The sequence below is a fragment of the Chania multitudinisentens RB-25 genome (genome assembly GCF_000520015.2).
Taxonomy (GTDB): domain Bacteria; phylum Pseudomonadota; class Gammaproteobacteria; order Enterobacterales; family Enterobacteriaceae; genus Chania; species Chania multitudinisentens.
Genome location: NZ_CP007044.2, coordinates 3,822,449 through 3,837,026, shown reverse-complemented (window position 1 = coordinate 3,837,026; position 14,578 = coordinate 3,822,449). Strand labels below are relative to the sequence as shown.

General features: G+C 50.8%; 13 protein-coding genes. 12 read left to right on the top strand and 1 reads right to left on the bottom strand.

From position 1 onward, the window contains the following. Positions 1 to 340 precede the first annotated feature (340 nt). Positions 341 to 877, bottom strand: a complete 537-nt coding sequence (locus tag Z042_RS16765; protein ID WP_024913018.1) for a hypothetical protein — start codon at positions 875 to 877, stop codon at positions 341 to 343. Between the two features lie 588 nt (positions 878 to 1,465). Here Z042_RS16765 and Z042_RS16760 point away from each other — a divergent pair. The 12 genes from Z042_RS16760 (at position 1,466) to arnF (ending at position 14,533) form a co-directional block, all read left to right on the top strand. After that, positions 1,466 to 2,770, top strand: a complete 1,305-nt coding sequence (locus tag Z042_RS16760; protein ID WP_024913019.1) for a D-amino acid dehydrogenase — start codon at positions 1,466 to 1,468, stop codon at positions 2,768 to 2,770. Between the two features lie 48 nt (positions 2,771 to 2,818). Continuing rightward, positions 2,819 to 3,916: a catabolic alanine racemase DadX gene (gene dadX / locus Z042_RS16755; RefSeq protein WP_024913020.1), complete on the top strand. Its 1,098-nt coding sequence runs from the start codon at positions 2,819 to 2,821 to the stop codon at positions 3,914 to 3,916. A 410-nt stretch (positions 3,917 to 4,326) separates the two neighbouring features. Continuing rightward, on the top strand, positions 4,327 to 5,334 hold the full coding sequence (gene btuC, locus Z042_RS16750) for a vitamin B12 ABC transporter permease BtuC (RefSeq protein WP_024913021.1): 1,008 nt from the start codon (positions 4,327 to 4,329) through the stop codon (positions 5,332 to 5,334). A gap of 87 nt (positions 5,335 to 5,421) precedes the next feature. Continuing rightward, positions 5,422 to 5,973: a glutathione peroxidase gene (locus tag Z042_RS16745; protein ID WP_024913022.1), complete on the top strand. Its 552-nt coding sequence runs from the start codon at positions 5,422 to 5,424 to the stop codon at positions 5,971 to 5,973. A gap of 8 nt (positions 5,974 to 5,981) precedes the next feature. Continuing rightward, positions 5,982 to 6,737 carry a vitamin B12 ABC transporter ATP-binding protein BtuD gene (btuD, locus tag Z042_RS16740; protein WP_024913023.1) on the top strand — a complete coding sequence of 252 codons (756 nt, stop codon included), beginning with the start codon at positions 5,982 to 5,984 and terminating at the stop codon, positions 6,735 to 6,737. A 390-nt stretch (positions 6,738 to 7,127) separates the two neighbouring features. Beyond that, a complete protein-coding gene (arnB, locus tag Z042_RS16735; protein WP_024913024.1) occupies positions 7,128 to 8,282 on the top strand; it encodes a UDP-4-amino-4-deoxy-L-arabinose aminotransferase in 1,155 nt (384 codons plus the stop codon). Beyond that, positions 8,269 to 9,249, top strand: coding sequence for an undecaprenyl-phosphate 4-deoxy-4-formamido-L-arabinose transferase (arnC, locus tag Z042_RS16730; protein ID WP_024913025.1), 981 nt, complete (start codon positions 8,269 to 8,271; stop codon positions 9,247 to 9,249). The genes arnB and arnC overlap by 14 nt, the downstream gene beginning before the upstream one ends. Further along, entirely contained in the window at positions 9,249 to 11,231 is a 1,983-nt protein-coding gene (gene arnA, locus Z042_RS16725; RefSeq protein WP_024913026.1) for a bifunctional UDP-4-amino-4-deoxy-L-arabinose formyltransferase/UDP-glucuronic acid oxidase ArnA, read from the top strand. Before arnC ends, arnA begins: the two co-directional genes overlap by 1 nt. Further along, the gene (arnD, locus tag Z042_RS16720) at positions 11,228 to 12,136 is read left to right on the top strand and encodes a 4-deoxy-4-formamido-L-arabinose-phosphoundecaprenol deformylase (protein WP_024913027.1); all 909 of its coding nucleotides are present in this window, start codon (positions 11,228 to 11,230) and stop codon (positions 12,134 to 12,136) included. Before arnA ends, arnD begins: the two co-directional genes overlap by 4 nt. After that, on the top strand, positions 12,136 to 13,803 hold the full coding sequence (gene arnT, locus Z042_RS16715) for a lipid IV(A) 4-amino-4-deoxy-L-arabinosyltransferase (RefSeq protein WP_024913028.1): 1,668 nt from the start codon (positions 12,136 to 12,138) through the stop codon (positions 13,801 to 13,803). Before arnD ends, arnT begins: the two co-directional genes overlap by 1 nt. Then, on the top strand, positions 13,800 to 14,144 hold the full coding sequence (arnE, locus tag Z042_RS16710) for a 4-amino-4-deoxy-L-arabinose-phosphoundecaprenol flippase subunit ArnE (protein WP_024913029.1): 345 nt from the start codon (positions 13,800 to 13,802) through the stop codon (positions 14,142 to 14,144). The genes arnT and arnE overlap by 4 nt, the downstream gene beginning before the upstream one ends. Next, entirely contained in the window at positions 14,141 to 14,533 is a 393-nt protein-coding gene (gene arnF / locus Z042_RS16705; RefSeq protein ID WP_024913030.1) for a 4-amino-4-deoxy-L-arabinose-phosphoundecaprenol flippase subunit ArnF, read from the top strand. The genes arnE and arnF overlap by 4 nt, the downstream gene beginning before the upstream one ends. Positions 14,534 to 14,578 lie beyond the last annotated feature (45 nt).

The window sequence follows — 14,578 nt, the reverse complement described above, 5'->3', positions numbered from 1 at the left end:
TCAGCAAAATAAAATCAACAAAGTCTTGCCGTGCAATATTGCTCCACATGGCTACCATGAACATCCTGATATTTTGCGGCTACAACTGCTGATTTATGGCTAAGAAGGCGCTGGGTAACACCACCTTTTCTCTCTATTCGAGTATAGTCTGGCCGAAAGGTGGCGCAACTTATGGCATGAGGGTGGCACTTTCGCTAGCGCCTTGATGAACCAGTGTAAAACCGCTGGGGAACGTCAGGAAATGGGCATGGTGCGAAGGGGGATGAGTGTGCAAATGGCGGCAGCGTGCAACCGTAGTTAATTCGCTATGCGTTGCCGCCATTTATCCGGTGCCGGGTTCTTACTTATTTTCCACAGCAGGTACGGTGATATCCATGCCATAGAGGCGCAGAGTGGCTGGAGTATCCTCAATGCCCGCAAAGATGTAGCGAACCTTTACCGCGGCTTTTTCTGGGATGGTGATGTCGGATTCACCAGGTAGCAGAGCCGTTTTGGGCGGGGAGATAAAACCTTCTTTATCCAGCAATAATAATGAATTACGCTCGTTAAGATTCGCAAGGCGCACGATTTTATCCGTATTATTACGCAGGGCGAGCGTGATTTTATACTCTTGGTCAGCCACTTTTTCGATAGCTGTGACGGATGTGGCAACGTATTTTGCTAGGGCATCTTTATCCATCACCACGATGGCGCCATCAATGCTGCTGCCGGACTGACGTCCGTCATCTACCCCGTCTTTTACTCCGCTGAGCGCATCTTTTCCGGCGGTGATCACTCCGGATACGACGCTTTTAATGCCGTCTTTAACGACACCGGTTTCTTCAGCCAATGCAGGAAATGCGGCTATCAGCGTGAAAATGAATACGATTTTTTTCATATGGATATATTTTCCCTAATTTACAGTGTGTCGGTTTCAGGTTGTCATCATAGCTTGATAAAAAAGTGGTTTACCATACTTCTTATCTATGAAAAGCGTAATATGTCTCCATCACTGACAGCAATTGCTGCTGCATAATAAAAGGATCACGCCACTCTGTTTGCAGAGAACAGAGTGCAGGCATTATCGAGCACAGGTTTTGGGCGAGTTTTTTCTGCTACCTTACTGTAACATGAAAGCGATATGATATAGGGAGTAAAAGCTTGTTTTTTGGAATTATATTCTTTTTATTAATCTGGCTTGGTATTTATATTTCGTTAATGGAGTGTTAATGGTAAAGGTTTTTGGTTTGCCATCAATGCAATCAATGACAGCGCATAAGGTACGGTTTGTTCCTTTTATCCCATTTTTGCAACATCTTATCGCTATTTAAGCAGGGCTATTGCAAAAGTTTGGTGCTTGGATGATAAATGAAATGTAAATATTACTGTGATTGATAACTATTTTATTGATTAGTGTTTTTCACTAATTTAATTTCTTGTAGTTAGAGGATCATGCTTTCCAATGCTTTGAGCTCTGGAGTCAGTGATGCGTGTGGTCATTTTAGGTAGTGGAGTCGTGGGCGTTGCTAGCGCTTGGTATCTGGCAAAGGCCGGTCATGAGGTCACGGTCATTGATCGGCAAGCAGGGCCAGCGCTGGAGACTAGCGCAGCCAATGCTGGGCAGATTTCGCCGGGCTATGCGGCACCATGGGCTGCGCCGGGCGTTCCACTAAAAGCGATTAAATGGATGTTCCAGCGCCATGCACCATTGGCGATACGTCTTGACGGCAGCAGCTTCCAGCTCCGCTGGATGTGGCAGATGCTGAAAAATTGCGATACGGCCCATTATATGACCAACAAAGGCCGTATGGTGCGCTTGGCGGAGTATAGCCGTGATTGCATCAAGGCATTACGGCAGGAAACCGGTATTCAATATGAAGGCCGTCAGGGGGGCACATTACAGTTGTTCCGTACTCAGCAGCAGTTTGAGAATGCCGCCAAGGATATCGCTGTGCTGGAAGATGCCGGGGTGCCTTATAAACTGCTGGAGGCAGATCGGCTGGCTACGGTCGAACCCGCATTGGCGCAAGTCGCACATAAGCTGACCGGTGGTTTGCAGTTGCCGAATGATGAAACGGGTGATTGTCAATTGTTCACACAGCAATTGGCCAAACTGGCTCAACAGGCCGGGGTGAATTTCCTGTTTAACCGCAGTGTCGATGGCTTGCTGGTGGCAGGGGATAAAATCATTGGCGTACAATGCGGTAATGAAGTGATTAAGGCAGACAGCTACGTGGTGGCATTCGGCGCTTATTCCACAGCATTATTGCGTGATCTGGTGTCCATCCCGGTTTATCCGCTGAAAGGCTATTCGCTAACGATCCCGATCACCAATGAAGCCGCTGCGCCGTTTTCTACCGTGCTTGATGAAACCTATAAAATCGCCATTACCCGGTTTGATCAGCGCATTCGCGTTGGCGGGATGGCCGAAATTGTGGGTTTTAATACCCAATTGGAGCAGAAACGTCGCGAAACGTTGGAAATGGTTGTCCGCGATCTGTATCCAAACGGTGGGCGGGTAGAAGATGCAACATTCTGGGCCGGTTTGCGCCCAATGACGCCTGATGGCACCCCGATCGTGGGCCGTACTCCATTGAAAAACCTCTACCTCAATACGGGCCATGGCACGCTGGGGTGGACCATGGCCTGTGGTTCGGGGCAATTGCTTGCCGATTTGATCTCTGGCACCACGCCTGCGATCCCTTCTGATGATTTGGCCGTGGAGCGTTATAGCGCCGGCTTCCGCCAAAGTTCCACTATCCCTTTGAATGACGTACATCCAGCGCGTTGAAGCGTTGCCGTGTTGAGGTTTTTTTCTTATGTCTCATAAGGAGAGTTAATGCCACGCCCGATTACTGCAACGCTGCATCTGGAAGCGTTTGAAAACAATTTGCAGGTGGTTCGCCGTTTTGCACCTACTGCGAAGGTCTGGTCGGTTGTTAAGGCCAATGCTTATGGTCATGGCTTGAAGAATGTGTGGCGCAACCTGGCGCAGACCGAAGGTTTTGCGTTACTCGATCTGGCCGAAGCCGTGCTGTTACGTGAATCTGGTTGGCAAGGCCCGATTCTGTTACTGGAGGGTTTTTTCCAGCCAGAAGATTTATTGCTGATCGATCGCTATCGTCTGACCACCGCAGTAAACAGTGACTGGCAGCTGCGGGCGATTGCCGAAGCGCGTCTTCAAGCTCCATTAGAGGTTTACCTGAAGCTGAATAGTGGAATGAACCGCTTGGGTTTTGCCCCGGAGCGTTTACATAACATTTGGCTGCAAGCACAAGAGCTGCGCAATATTGGTTCGATGACGTTGATGAGCCATTTTGCCACCGCCGACAGCGCCGAAGGCGTGGCGCAGCAGATGGCAACGATTGAACGTGCGGCGGCGGCGGTCGCTTTGCCGCGTTGCCTGGCCAACTCTGCCGCGACGTTATGGCACCCGAGCACGCATGGCAGTTGGGTAAGACCGGGGATTATTCTTTATGGTGTCTCACCAACCGGCCATTGGAGCGATATCGCAGAGACGGGTTTACAGCCGGTGATGACGCTGAGCAGTGAAATTATTGGTATTCAACGGTTGAAACAGGGTGATCGTGTGGGTTATGGCGGCAGTTATACGGCGCTTGGGCCGCAGCAGATTGGCGTGGTGGCCTGTGGCTATGCTGATGGTTACCCACGCCATGCGCCAAGCGGTACGCCAGTGTGGGTGGGTGGGGTACTGACTGGCACGGTTGGTACGGTTTCGATGGATATGATGATGGTGGATCTGACACCATGCCCGCAGGCTACTATTGGCACCAAAGTGGAGCTTTGGGGGCGCAATTTGCCAGTAGATGATGTTGCTACCACAGCGGGTACATTAGGTTATGAGCTGCTGACGGGGTTAGCGGCGCGGGTTACTGTCAACTGTCTGAATCAGGCTGATTATGGGGTACAGCAATAATGTGGAGGCACCACATCAGCATATAACCAGCCTGATGTCACGGTAAAGCCCCTGCCGAAAGGGGCTTCGGCATCACGATCCATAAAGGACATTGCTCAATGTTGAGAACAATTATCTTTATTTCATGCATGATAGGTTATTTGTTGGTATTAGGTTACCTGAGCGTGTTTGTTGCCGATAAAGTTTGCGAGAAATCCTCTGATTTCAGTAAAATATGCCATCTGGTGGATATATCAGAGCCCCACATTCAGAAATAAGGCATGACTCCCCCAGTTAGGGGGATCGCCAACTGCTGTTTTCCTTACCGATCGGTAAGACAACTCTTTCCCTCAGGATGTTAACCCCCTAATATTTGCCTCAAAGTGTCAATGTTCAGACCGGAGTGCTGGTCCGTAGGAATTTGTGTACTCATGCCAACCATCCCGATATTTACATTATTGCAGCAAAACCAGCGCCAGCGCGATAAACGCTATTTAGCACTGTTGGCATTGGGTGTGGCAGTGGCGTTTATTTTTAGCCTGAGTGCCGGGGATGTCTGGATCTGGCCTAATCAGTGGTTGAGTGAGGCGGCTCGGCTGTTTGTTTGGCAATTGCGTCTGCCACGGGCGCTGGCGGTGATGTTGGTGGGAGCCAGCTTAGCCGTTGCGGGTGTGGCGATGCAGGCTTTGTTTGAAAACCCACTGGCGGAGCCAGGGCTGCTTGGGGTGGCGAATGGCGCAGGCGTGGCGTTGGTATTGATGGTTCTGTTGGGTAATGGGTTGTTGCCAGTAGCCCTGATGAGCCTGAGTGCCATTTTAGGTGCGTTGGTGATGACCTTTTTGCTGCTGAGTTTTGCTCACCAGCGCCGCTTGAGTAATGCCCGTTTGTTATTGGTGGGGGTCGCATTAGGCATTGTTTGCAGTGCTATCATGACATGGGCTGTGTATTTCAGCTCCAGCCTCGATCTGCGGCAATTAATGTATTGGATGATGGGGGGATTTGGCGGAGTAGACTGGCGGCAGCAAGGGTTGTTGTTGTTATTGTTGCCTGTGCTGCTGTGGTTGTGTGCGCAAGGCAAGGTATTGAATCTGATGGGGCTTGGTGAAGTTCAGGCTCGGCAATTAGGGCTTTCTCTTCATTTATGGCGTAATTTGCTGGTGCTGGCCGTTGGTTGGCTGGTTGGCATCAGTGTGGCATTGGCTGGGGTGATCGGTTTTGTCGGCTTGGTCATCCCGCATATGTTGCGGCTTAGCGGTTTGACTGACCAGCGTTTCCTGTTGCCTGGTTGTGCGCTGGCGGGCGCGGGTGTCTTGTTGGCTGCGGATGTACTGGCTCGTATCACGTTGCTTTCCGCTGAGTTGCCGATTGGGGTCGTGACCGCCACGCTGGGTGCCCCCTTATTTATCTGGTTACTGGCTCGAACAAAAAGCGTAAGGTAAACCCGCTACTGGTGTACCGGTGGCATTTCTCTGTTTCACCTGCAACTTGAAATATGACGAGTATAAAAACCCATAGGATAAAATCTGATGAGCAAGCCAATTTACGCCACTCCGTTGCAAACCATTGAAAGCCAATCTACCACTCTGGGCGCGTATGCAGGGAAAGTATTGCTGGTGGTCAATGTTGCCTCGGAATGCGGCCTGACCAAGCAGTATGCCGGTTTGGAAACGCTTTATGAAACTTACCATGAGCAGGGTTTTGCCGTGCTGGGTTTCCCATCCAACGAGTTTCTTGGCCAAGAACCGGGCAGTAACGAAGAAATCCTGGCATTTTGTCGCGGTACTTTTGGTGTTCAATTCCCGATGTTTGCCAAAATCGACGTTAACGGTGCCAATCGCCATCCACTTTATCAAACGCTGATTGCGGCAAAACCGCAGGCGGTAGCACCTGAAAACAGCGAATTTTTTGCACGCATGAGCAGCAAAGGCCGAGCACCGAAACAAACTGGTGATATCCTGTGGAACTTCGAGAAATTTTTGCTTGGCCGCGATGGCACAGTGATCCAGCGTTTCTCCCCTGATATGACGCCGGAAGATCCTATGTTGCTCGAAGCGATTAAACAGGCGTTGGCGCAGTAAGGGGCCATATGCTGCAACTTACAGAGGTAGGCGTAGAGGGGCGTTTCGCCCCTTTTTCGGGGCAAATAGGTGCAGGGTTGCAGGTTCACTTGATTGGCCCGAACGGCGCGGGGAAAAGCACCCTGTTAGCAAGGTTGGCAGGGATATTGCCAGGGCAGGGTGAAATCCTGCTATCAGGTCGGTCATTGGACAGCTATCCAGGTGATGTACTGGCGGTGCACCGGGCTTATCTTTGTCAACAACAAGCGCCTGTTGCCCTGATGCCGGTATTCCAATATCTCACTTTACATCAGCCTGCGGGGGCGAGTGAAAGCGAGTTGGAAAACACCATTCTTTATTTGTCCCAGCAGTTGAAACTGGCGGACAAACTATCACGTATGTTGACTCAGCTATCCGGCGGTGAATGGCAGCGAGTGCGCCTGGCCGCGGTTCTATTGCAGGTATGGCCGACGGTGAATCCCCACAGCCAGTTATTGTTGCTTGATGAACCCACCAACAGCTTGGATGTTGCGCAGAAAGTGGCACTGGATCGCCTATTGCGGGAGTTTTGTCACAGTGGCCGTAGCGCGTTGGTTTGTGCGCACGATCTGAACCACACTCTACAGCATGCTGATCATGTCTGGTTATTGCACGCTGGGCGTTTGGTGGCGCAGGGGAACACGCAGGAAGTCATGGAGCCAGGGTTATTGTCGCGCATTTATGACATAGATTTTCACTTGCAGGCGTTGGGCGATCGGCGTTGGCTGATGACGAAAACGGCATAACCGGAGGTTTGCTGTTATAGGAACTGATATATAAATGTTAAATATTAGCGCATAAATAGCCTGCGAATTATTAAGGCACTACCCGGTTATTTTCTGAAAATCAGCCCTTGAGTTGAAAAGACTCAGCAATCTGCTAGGCTAAAAAACATCGGTAAAAAAATCATTACAATAAATTAATATATTGATTTATAAATATATTTTTATTCTTTTTAATGGCGATGCTTTTCTGGCAGTCTCTTGACAATAACTGACTCCTTAAGGTTTAGTTAAGCTTCCCGACGTACATTGGCAGTTAATCCACCTGGAATTATTCTCTCTGATGTTTAATCTTTGTTGAACAAACGAGTCTTACAGTGGTTTAAAAAATTTGAAACGTTTGGGGTTGTAGCTATGGATCAATTCCTGCCTTTTTCACGCCCAGCAATGGGGGATGAAGAAATTGCAGCGGTAGAAAAGGTACTGCGTTCCGGTTGGATCACCACCGGGCCACAGAATCAGCAATTGGAAAGTGAGTTTTGCAAAACCTTCGGATGTAAACACGCTGTTGCCGTTAGCTCTGCGACTGCCGGTATGCATATTACATTGATGGCATTGGGTATTGGGCCAGGCGATGAGGTGATTACGCCTTCTCAGACCTGGGTTTCTACGCTCAACATGATCGAATTGCTCGGTGCAACCCCCGTCATGATTGATGTTGACCACGACACGCTGATGGTCAGCGCTACGGGTGTAGAAGCGGCTATCACGGCACGCACTAAAGCCATTATTCCTGTTCACTATGCTGGTGCGCCATTGCCGATGGATGGGCTGCGTGAGGTGGCCGAACGTCACCAAATCCCATTGATTGAAGATGCTGCCCATGCGGTAGGAACGCGCTTTAATGGTGAGTGGGTAGGTGCGCGTGGTACGGCAATTTTCTCTTTTCACGCGATCAAGAATCTCACCTGTGCTGAAGGTGGATTGATTGCCACCGACGATGATGCGTTGGCCGATCGTGTTCGTTGCCTGAAATTTCATGGTCTGAGCGTGGACGCGTTTGATCGCCAGTTGCAAGGGCGTAAACCGCAGGCTGAAGTTGTTGAACCTGGTTACAAATACAACCTTTCTGATATTCATGCCGCAATAGCCGTAGTGCAATTGGCGCGTCTGCCGGAATTGAATGCGCGGCGCAAAAAACTCGCCGAACGTTATCTCGCTGCGTTAAAAGCATCACCTTTCCAACCGTTGGGGCTGCCAGCGTACCCGCACGAGCATGCATGGCACCTGTTTATGGTGCGTGTTGACCCAGAACGTTGCGGTATCGAGCGAGATCAACTGATGGAGTGTTTAAAAGACGTCGGCATTGGCACCGGCCTGCATTTTCGTGCTGCCCATACGCAAAAATTTTATCGTGAGCGTTATCCACAACTATCGTTACCTAATACCGAATGGAATTCGGCGCGTTTGTGCACGTTGCCGTTATTCCCTGATATGACCGAAGCTGATGTCGATCGCGTGGTCAATGCCTTGTTTTCTGTCGTGGAGCTCTCCCGTGTCTCGCGTTGAACCGATTAAAAAGGTTTCGGTGGTGATCCCGGTATTCAATGAGCAGGAAAGTTTGCCTGCTTTGCTGGAACGTACCACCGCTGCCTGTAAACAATTATCCCAACCCTATGAAATTATTCTGGTTGATGACGGCAGCAGCGATAATTCTGCCGAGATGCTGACCGTGGCGGCGGAACAGCCGGGCAGTTGCATTATTGCGGTGTTGCTGAACCGCAACTATGGCCAACACTCTGCCATTATGGCCGGTTTCAATCAGGTCAGCGGCGATCTGGTGATCACCCTGGATGCCGACTTGCAAAACCCACCGGAAGAAATTCCTCGTTTGGTGAGCGTGGCGGAAGAAGGGTATGACGTCGTGGGAACCGTGCGTGCTAATCGTCAGGATTCCTGGTTCCGTAAATCGGCCTCACGCCTGATCAACATGATGATTCAGCGGGCTACCGGTAAGTCGATGGGGGATTACGGTTGCATGCTGCGGGCTTATCGCCGGCATATCATTGAAGCCATGTTGCATTGCCATGAGCGCAGTACCTTTATTCCCATTCTGGCGAATACGTTTGCCCGCCGTACCACAGAAATTGAGGTGCGCCACGCGGAACGAGAGTTTGGCGATTCCAAATACAGCCTGATGAAGCTGATCAATCTGATGTATGACCTGATCACTTGCCTGACGACCACGCCGCTACGCCTGTTGAGCGTCGTTGGCAGTGTGATTGCGTTGTCCGGTTTTATCTTGGCAGTGTTGTTGATCACCCTACGTTTGATCTTGGGGCCGGAATGGGCGGCTGGTGGAGTATTCACTCTGTTTGCCGTGCTTTTCACCTTCATTGGGGCGCAATTTGTCGGTATGGGTCTGCTGGGGGAATATATCGGCCGGATTTACAACGATGTTCGTGCCCGCCCTCGTTATTTTGTTCAAAAAGTGGTCGGCAATGCGCAGGCCCGGAATACTCAGGAAGAAGAATGATGAAAGCTATCGTATTTGCTTACCATGATATTGGTTGTGCGGGGTTGCAAGCATTGATTGACGTGGGTTATGACGTGCAGGCGGTGTTCACCCATACTGATGATCCTGGTGAAAACAACTTCTTCTCTTCCGTCGCTCGTCAGGGCGCTGAACGGGATTTGCCGGTGTATGCACCGGAAGATGTGAATCACCCGCTGTGGGTTGAGCGTATTCGCGAATTGCAGCCTGATATTATTTTCTCTTTCTACTATCGCAATATGTTGAGTGAAGAAGTGCTGTCATTGGCTCCGCAGGGCGGTTTTAACCTGCATGGTTCATTGTTGCCACGTTATCGCGGGCGAGCACCGATTAACTGGGCACTGCTGAATGGTGAAACAGAAACTGGCGTCACGCTGCACAAAATGGTTAAGCGCCCGGATGCAGGGGATATCGTTGGTCAGCAAAAAGTGGCGATCGCAGAAAACGATACTGCGCTGACGTTGCATAAAAAAGTGCTGGAAGCTGCGCAGATTTTGCTGAAAGAACAACTGCCGATGCTGAAACAGGGCACCGCTACCTTTACCGCCCAAAATGAAGCGGATGCCAGCTATTTTGGCCGCCGCACAGCCGCCGATGGCGAGATCCTATGGCATAAATCCGCCCGTGAGATTAACAATCTGGTGCGTGCTGTAACCGAACCTTACCCAGGCGCATTCAGCTATCTCGGCCAGCGCAAGCTGATCGTATGGCGTTCACGCGTGCTGGACACCCGGCATGACAAACAACCGGGAACCGTGCTGAGTACGTCGCCGCTGATCATTGCCTGTGGTCAGGGTGCGTTGGAGATCGTGGCGGGCCAAAGTGAGTCCGGTTTGTATGTGCAGGGAACGCGTTTGGCGTTGGAAATGGGCATGGTTACCGATGTGCGTCTGGCAGCTAAACCGAATACGGTGATGATGCGCAGAACCCGTGTGCTGATCCTGGGAGTGAATGGTTTTATTGGTAATCATTTGACCGAACGCCTGCTCCGAGAAGATCGCTATGATATCTATGGTCTGGATATCGGTTCTGATGCCATCAGCCGTTTTCTGGATAACCCGCGTTTCCACTTTGTGGAAGGGGATATCAGCATTCATTCCGAATGGATCGAATATCACATCAAAAAATGTGACGTGGTATTGCCGCTGGTGGCGATCGCTACGCCGATTGAGTACACCCGTAATCCGCTGAAAGTGTTCGAATTGGATTTCGAAGAGAATCTGAAAATTGTGCGCGACTGCGTGAAATACAACAAACGCATCATCTTCCCGTCCACCTCAGAAGTTTATGGCATGTGTGATGATAAAGAGTTTGATGAAGATCATTCACGCTTGATCGTTGGGCCAATCAACAAGCAGCGTTGGATTTATTCAGTGTCCAAACAGTTGCTGGATCGCGTCATTTGGGCTTATGGCGCGAAGGAGGGGCTGAAGTTCACGTTATTCCGCCCATTCAACTGGATGGGGCCACGCTTGGATAATCTGGATGCAGCCCGTATTGGTTCTTCCCGTGCCATTACTCAGTTAATCTTGAATCTGGTAGAAGGTTCACCAATAAAATTGATAGACGGCGGGGCACAGAAACGTTGCTTTACCGACATCAATGACGGTATCGAAGCGCTCTATCGCATTATTGAAAACTGCGAAGGGCAGTGCGATGGGCAAATTGTCAATATTGGTAACCCGACCAACGAAGCGAGTATACGTGAACTGGCCGAAATGCTGCTGGAAAGTTTCAACAACCACCCACTGCGTGGCAATTTCCCGCCGTTTGCCGGTTTCAAAGATGTGGAAAGCAGCAGCTACTACGGTAAAGGGTATCAGGACGTTGAGCACCGTACCCCAAGTATCCAGAATGCGCGCCGTTTGCTGGGCTGGCAGCCGACGATTGCTATGCAACAGACCGTTGCGGATACGCTGGATTACTTCCTGCGCAGCACGGTAAAGGAAGGTAATGGTGCATGAAGAAGGTCGGTCTGCGAGTTGATGTAGATACCTTCAGCGGTACTCGTGAAGGAGTGCCGCGTTTGCTGGAATTGTTTGACAATTACGGTATTCAGGCCAGTTTCTTTTTCAGCGTAGGGCCGGACAATATGGGGCGCCACCTGTGGCGTCTCTTACGGCCTCAGTTCTTGATGAAAATGCTGCGTTCAAACGCGGCTTCGCTGTATGGCTGGGATATTCTGCTGGCAGGTACCGCCTGGCCGGGGCGTAATATCTCCCGTGCGCTGGGGCCACTAATGAAGTGCACCGTAGAGGCTGGGCATGAAGTGGGGTTGCACGCCTGGGATCATCAAGGATGGCAGGCTAATGTGGCTCGTTGGTCGGAAGCAGAGCTGGCGCGTCAAATTCAGCAGGGTGTTGATGCACTGGCGGCCAGCATCGGTCAACCGGTGACATGTTCTGCGGTGGCAGGCTGGCGTGCCGATCAGCGGGTGGTTGAAGTGAAGCAGGGCTTTGATTTCCAGTACAACAGTGATTGCCGTGGCACACATCCCTTTCGTCCGTTGTTAAACAATGGTCAACCAGGAACAGTGCAAATCCCTGTGACACTGCCCACCTTCGATGAAGTGATTGGTGGTGAAGTCAGTCTGGTGAATTTCAATGATTATATTCTGCGGGCTATTGGCAATGATCGCGGCGTGCCGGTATATACCATTCACACCGAAGTGGAAGGAATGTCTCAAGCTAATCTATTTGAAACGCTCTTGCAGCAGGCACAGCAGCAAGGTATTGAATTTTGCCCCTTGAGTGCCTTATTGCCGCAGGACCTGGCGTCATTGCCGCTAGGCCGTATCAAACGTGCCCCATTCCTAGGGCGTGAAGGATGGTTAGGTTGCCAAACCGAAGTTGAAGGAAAAAACGTTTAATGAAAGCGCTGAAAACAACCTGGGCCATTGTGTTGGCTGTCTTTTTTGTTCTGGCCTATTTGCTGCCACTGAATGGGCGCTTGCTGTGGCAACCAGATGAAACCCGCTATGCCGAGATCAGCCGTGAAATGTTGGCGCAGGGCGACTGGGTAGTGCCTAAGCTGCTTGGTCTGCGTTATTTTGAAAAGCCAGTGGCAGGGTATTGGTTCAATAATATCAGTCAGTTGCTGTTTGGTGACAGCAACTTTGCCGTGCGTTTTGCTTCGGTATTCAGTACCGCACTGAGCGCATTGCTAATATTCGCCTTAGCCTGGTTGATGTGGAAAAACGCACATCGTGCCTACTTAGCCGTGCTGATCTTCCTGTCAATGTTCCTGGTATTCAGCGTGGGTACTTACAGCGTGCTCGATCCGATGATCGCGCTGTGGTTGACGGCAGCGATGACCAGCTATTATCTGGCCCTGCGAGCGCAAACGACCAAAGGTAAGCTGGGTGGTTACGTGCTGTTAGGGTTGGCATGTGGCATGGGGTTTATGACCAAAGGATTTCTGGCCTTGGCGGTGCCAGTGATTGCTGTGATCCCAATTGTTATCCAGCAGCGCAAAATTAAAGAGCTATTAATTTATGGGCCGATAGCGGTGGTGGTTGCCGTGCTACTGAGCTTGCCATGGGGGCTGGCGATAGCCCAGCGAGAACCGGATTACTGGCGTTATTTCTTCTGGGTGGAGCATATTCAACGCTTCGCTGATAAAAATAATGCCCAGCATAAAGCGCCATTCTGGTATTACCTTCCCATTCTGATTGCCGCGGTGTTGCCATGGTTGGCACTGCTGCCTGGTTCATTGCTCAAGGGCTGGCGTGAACGCGTTCAGCGCCCGGAACTGTTCTTCCTGCTGAGTTGGGCCATCATGCCGTTGATCTTTTTCAGCATTGCGAAAGGTAAGCTGTTGACGTACATCTTGCCGTGTATGGCTCCGCTGGCGTTATTGATGGCCGCCTATGCGGAGGATTGTGTGGCGTTGCTACGCACCCGCGTATTTAAAGTTAACGCGCTGCTGAATGGCCTGTTTGGCGTGATAGGGATGGTTGCTCTGGTGCTGATCGGCGCAGGTTTACTGCCCAACGTGCATTTATTCACCCAAGATGAATGGGCCAAGATTATTTTTGGTATTGCCGCTTTTGGGGGATGGTTGCTGTTTGCCGTGGTTTCGGGGCGCAATAATGCACAACGTTGGGCTTGGGCAGCGGCCTGTCCGTTATTGCTGTGTTTGTTGATTGGTTATGCCATACCGCAACAAGTGGTCGATTCTAAACAACCGCAGAACTTTATACGGGCAAATATACCCGTGTTGAGCCAGAGCCGCTATGTTCTGGCCGATGATGTGGGGGTAGCCGCAGGCTTGGCTTGGGAGCTGAAACGCAGTGATGTGCTGATGTTTAACCAAAAGGGTGAGGTTTCCTATGGTTTGAGCTATGAAGATTCGCGTAGCCACTATATTAGCGCGGGGGATTTCCCGCAGTGGCTGGCGCAGGCGCGCAAGCAGGGTGATGTCTCGCTGGTGTTACAGCTTTCGCGTGATGAGTCTGTGCCACAAAATCTTCCCACTGCGGATAGCGTGTATGAAATGCATCGGCTGATACTGTTGCGGTACAAACAGCAACCATGATGGCGTACTTGTTGGTGGCGATCGTCAGCCTGTTGACCTGTGCAGGGCAACTGTGCCAGAAACAGGCTGCTCACGTCTGGGAGCGGGCGGAAGCGCGGCGTTTGCCAGTAACTCTGTGCTGGCTGGCGCTGGCGGTCTTGTTCTTGGGGCTGGGGATGGTGGTGTGGCTCAACGTGTTACAGCGTTTGCCGCTCAGTCTGGCTTACCCGATGCTCAGCCTCAATTTTGTGTTGGTAACGTTGGCGGCACGCTGGTTGTTTAAGGAACCCACCACGTTGCGGCATTGGTGCGGCGTATTTTCAATTATGTTGGGGATTCTGCTGATGAGTTTAAATTCATGAAAGGATACGCTTGGGGAGCCGCCAGTATCCTGTTGGTGACGCTGGCGCAATTGCTGATGAAATGGGGAATGATGCAGCTCCCATTGTTGTCATTCACCAACGTGACTCTGGAACTGTTACGTTATTATTGGTTAGCGTTATTGGCGGTCAGCAGTGGGATACTGGGATATGCGTTGTCGATGCTGTGCTGGTTCTTCGCATTGCGCTGTCTGCCGCTGAATCGTGCTTACCCATTATTGAGCATCAGCTACGCGTTGGTTTATCTGGCGGCGGTGATCCTGCCCTGGTTCAATGAAACGGCTTCCTGGCTGAAAACACTAGGAGCCCTGTTGATTTTGTTTGGCGTTTGGCTGATTAACAATAATGTGGCGGCAAAATCGCCCCGCTGAAGGGAAAAATAGGCGTTTATTCTATTATCTCCTTCTCAACGCTTG

Excerpts from the sequence above, each read along its gene's own strand:
- dadX (WP_024913020.1), top strand. The coding sequence starts at position 2,819 with ATGCCACGCCCGATTACTGCAACGCTGCATCTGGAAGCGTTTGAAAAC.
- btuD (WP_024913023.1), top strand. The coding sequence starts at position 5,982 with ATGCTGCAACTTACAGAGGTAGGCGTAGAGGGGCGTTTCGCCCCTTTT.
- btuC (WP_024913021.1), top strand. The coding sequence starts at position 4,327 with ATGCCAACCATCCCGATATTTACATTATTGCAGCAAAACCAGCGCCAG.
- arnD (WP_024913027.1), top strand. The coding sequence starts at position 11,228 with ATGAAGAAGGTCGGTCTGCGAGTTGATGTAGATACCTTCAGCGGTACT.
- arnB (WP_024913024.1), top strand. The coding sequence starts at position 7,128 with ATGGATCAATTCCTGCCTTTTTCACGCCCAGCAATGGGGGATGAAGAA.
- Z042_RS16760 (WP_024913019.1), top strand. The coding sequence starts at position 1,466 with ATGCGTGTGGTCATTTTAGGTAGTGGAGTCGTGGGCGTTGCTAGCGCT.
- arnF (WP_024913030.1), top strand. The coding sequence starts at position 14,141 with ATGAAAGGATACGCTTGGGGAGCCGCCAGTATCCTGTTGGTGACGCTG.
- Z042_RS16745 (WP_024913022.1), top strand. The coding sequence starts at position 5,422 with ATGAGCAAGCCAATTTACGCCACTCCGTTGCAAACCATTGAAAGCCAA.
- Z042_RS16765 (WP_024913018.1), bottom strand. The coding sequence starts at position 877 with ATGAAAAAAATCGTATTCATTTTCACGCTGATAGCCGCATTTCCTGCA.
- arnA (WP_024913026.1), top strand. The coding sequence starts at position 9,249 with ATGAAAGCTATCGTATTTGCTTACCATGATATTGGTTGTGCGGGGTTG.
- arnT (WP_024913028.1), top strand. The coding sequence starts at position 12,136 with ATGAAAGCGCTGAAAACAACCTGGGCCATTGTGTTGGCTGTCTTTTTT.
- arnE (WP_024913029.1), top strand. The coding sequence starts at position 13,800 with ATGATGGCGTACTTGTTGGTGGCGATCGTCAGCCTGTTGACCTGTGCA.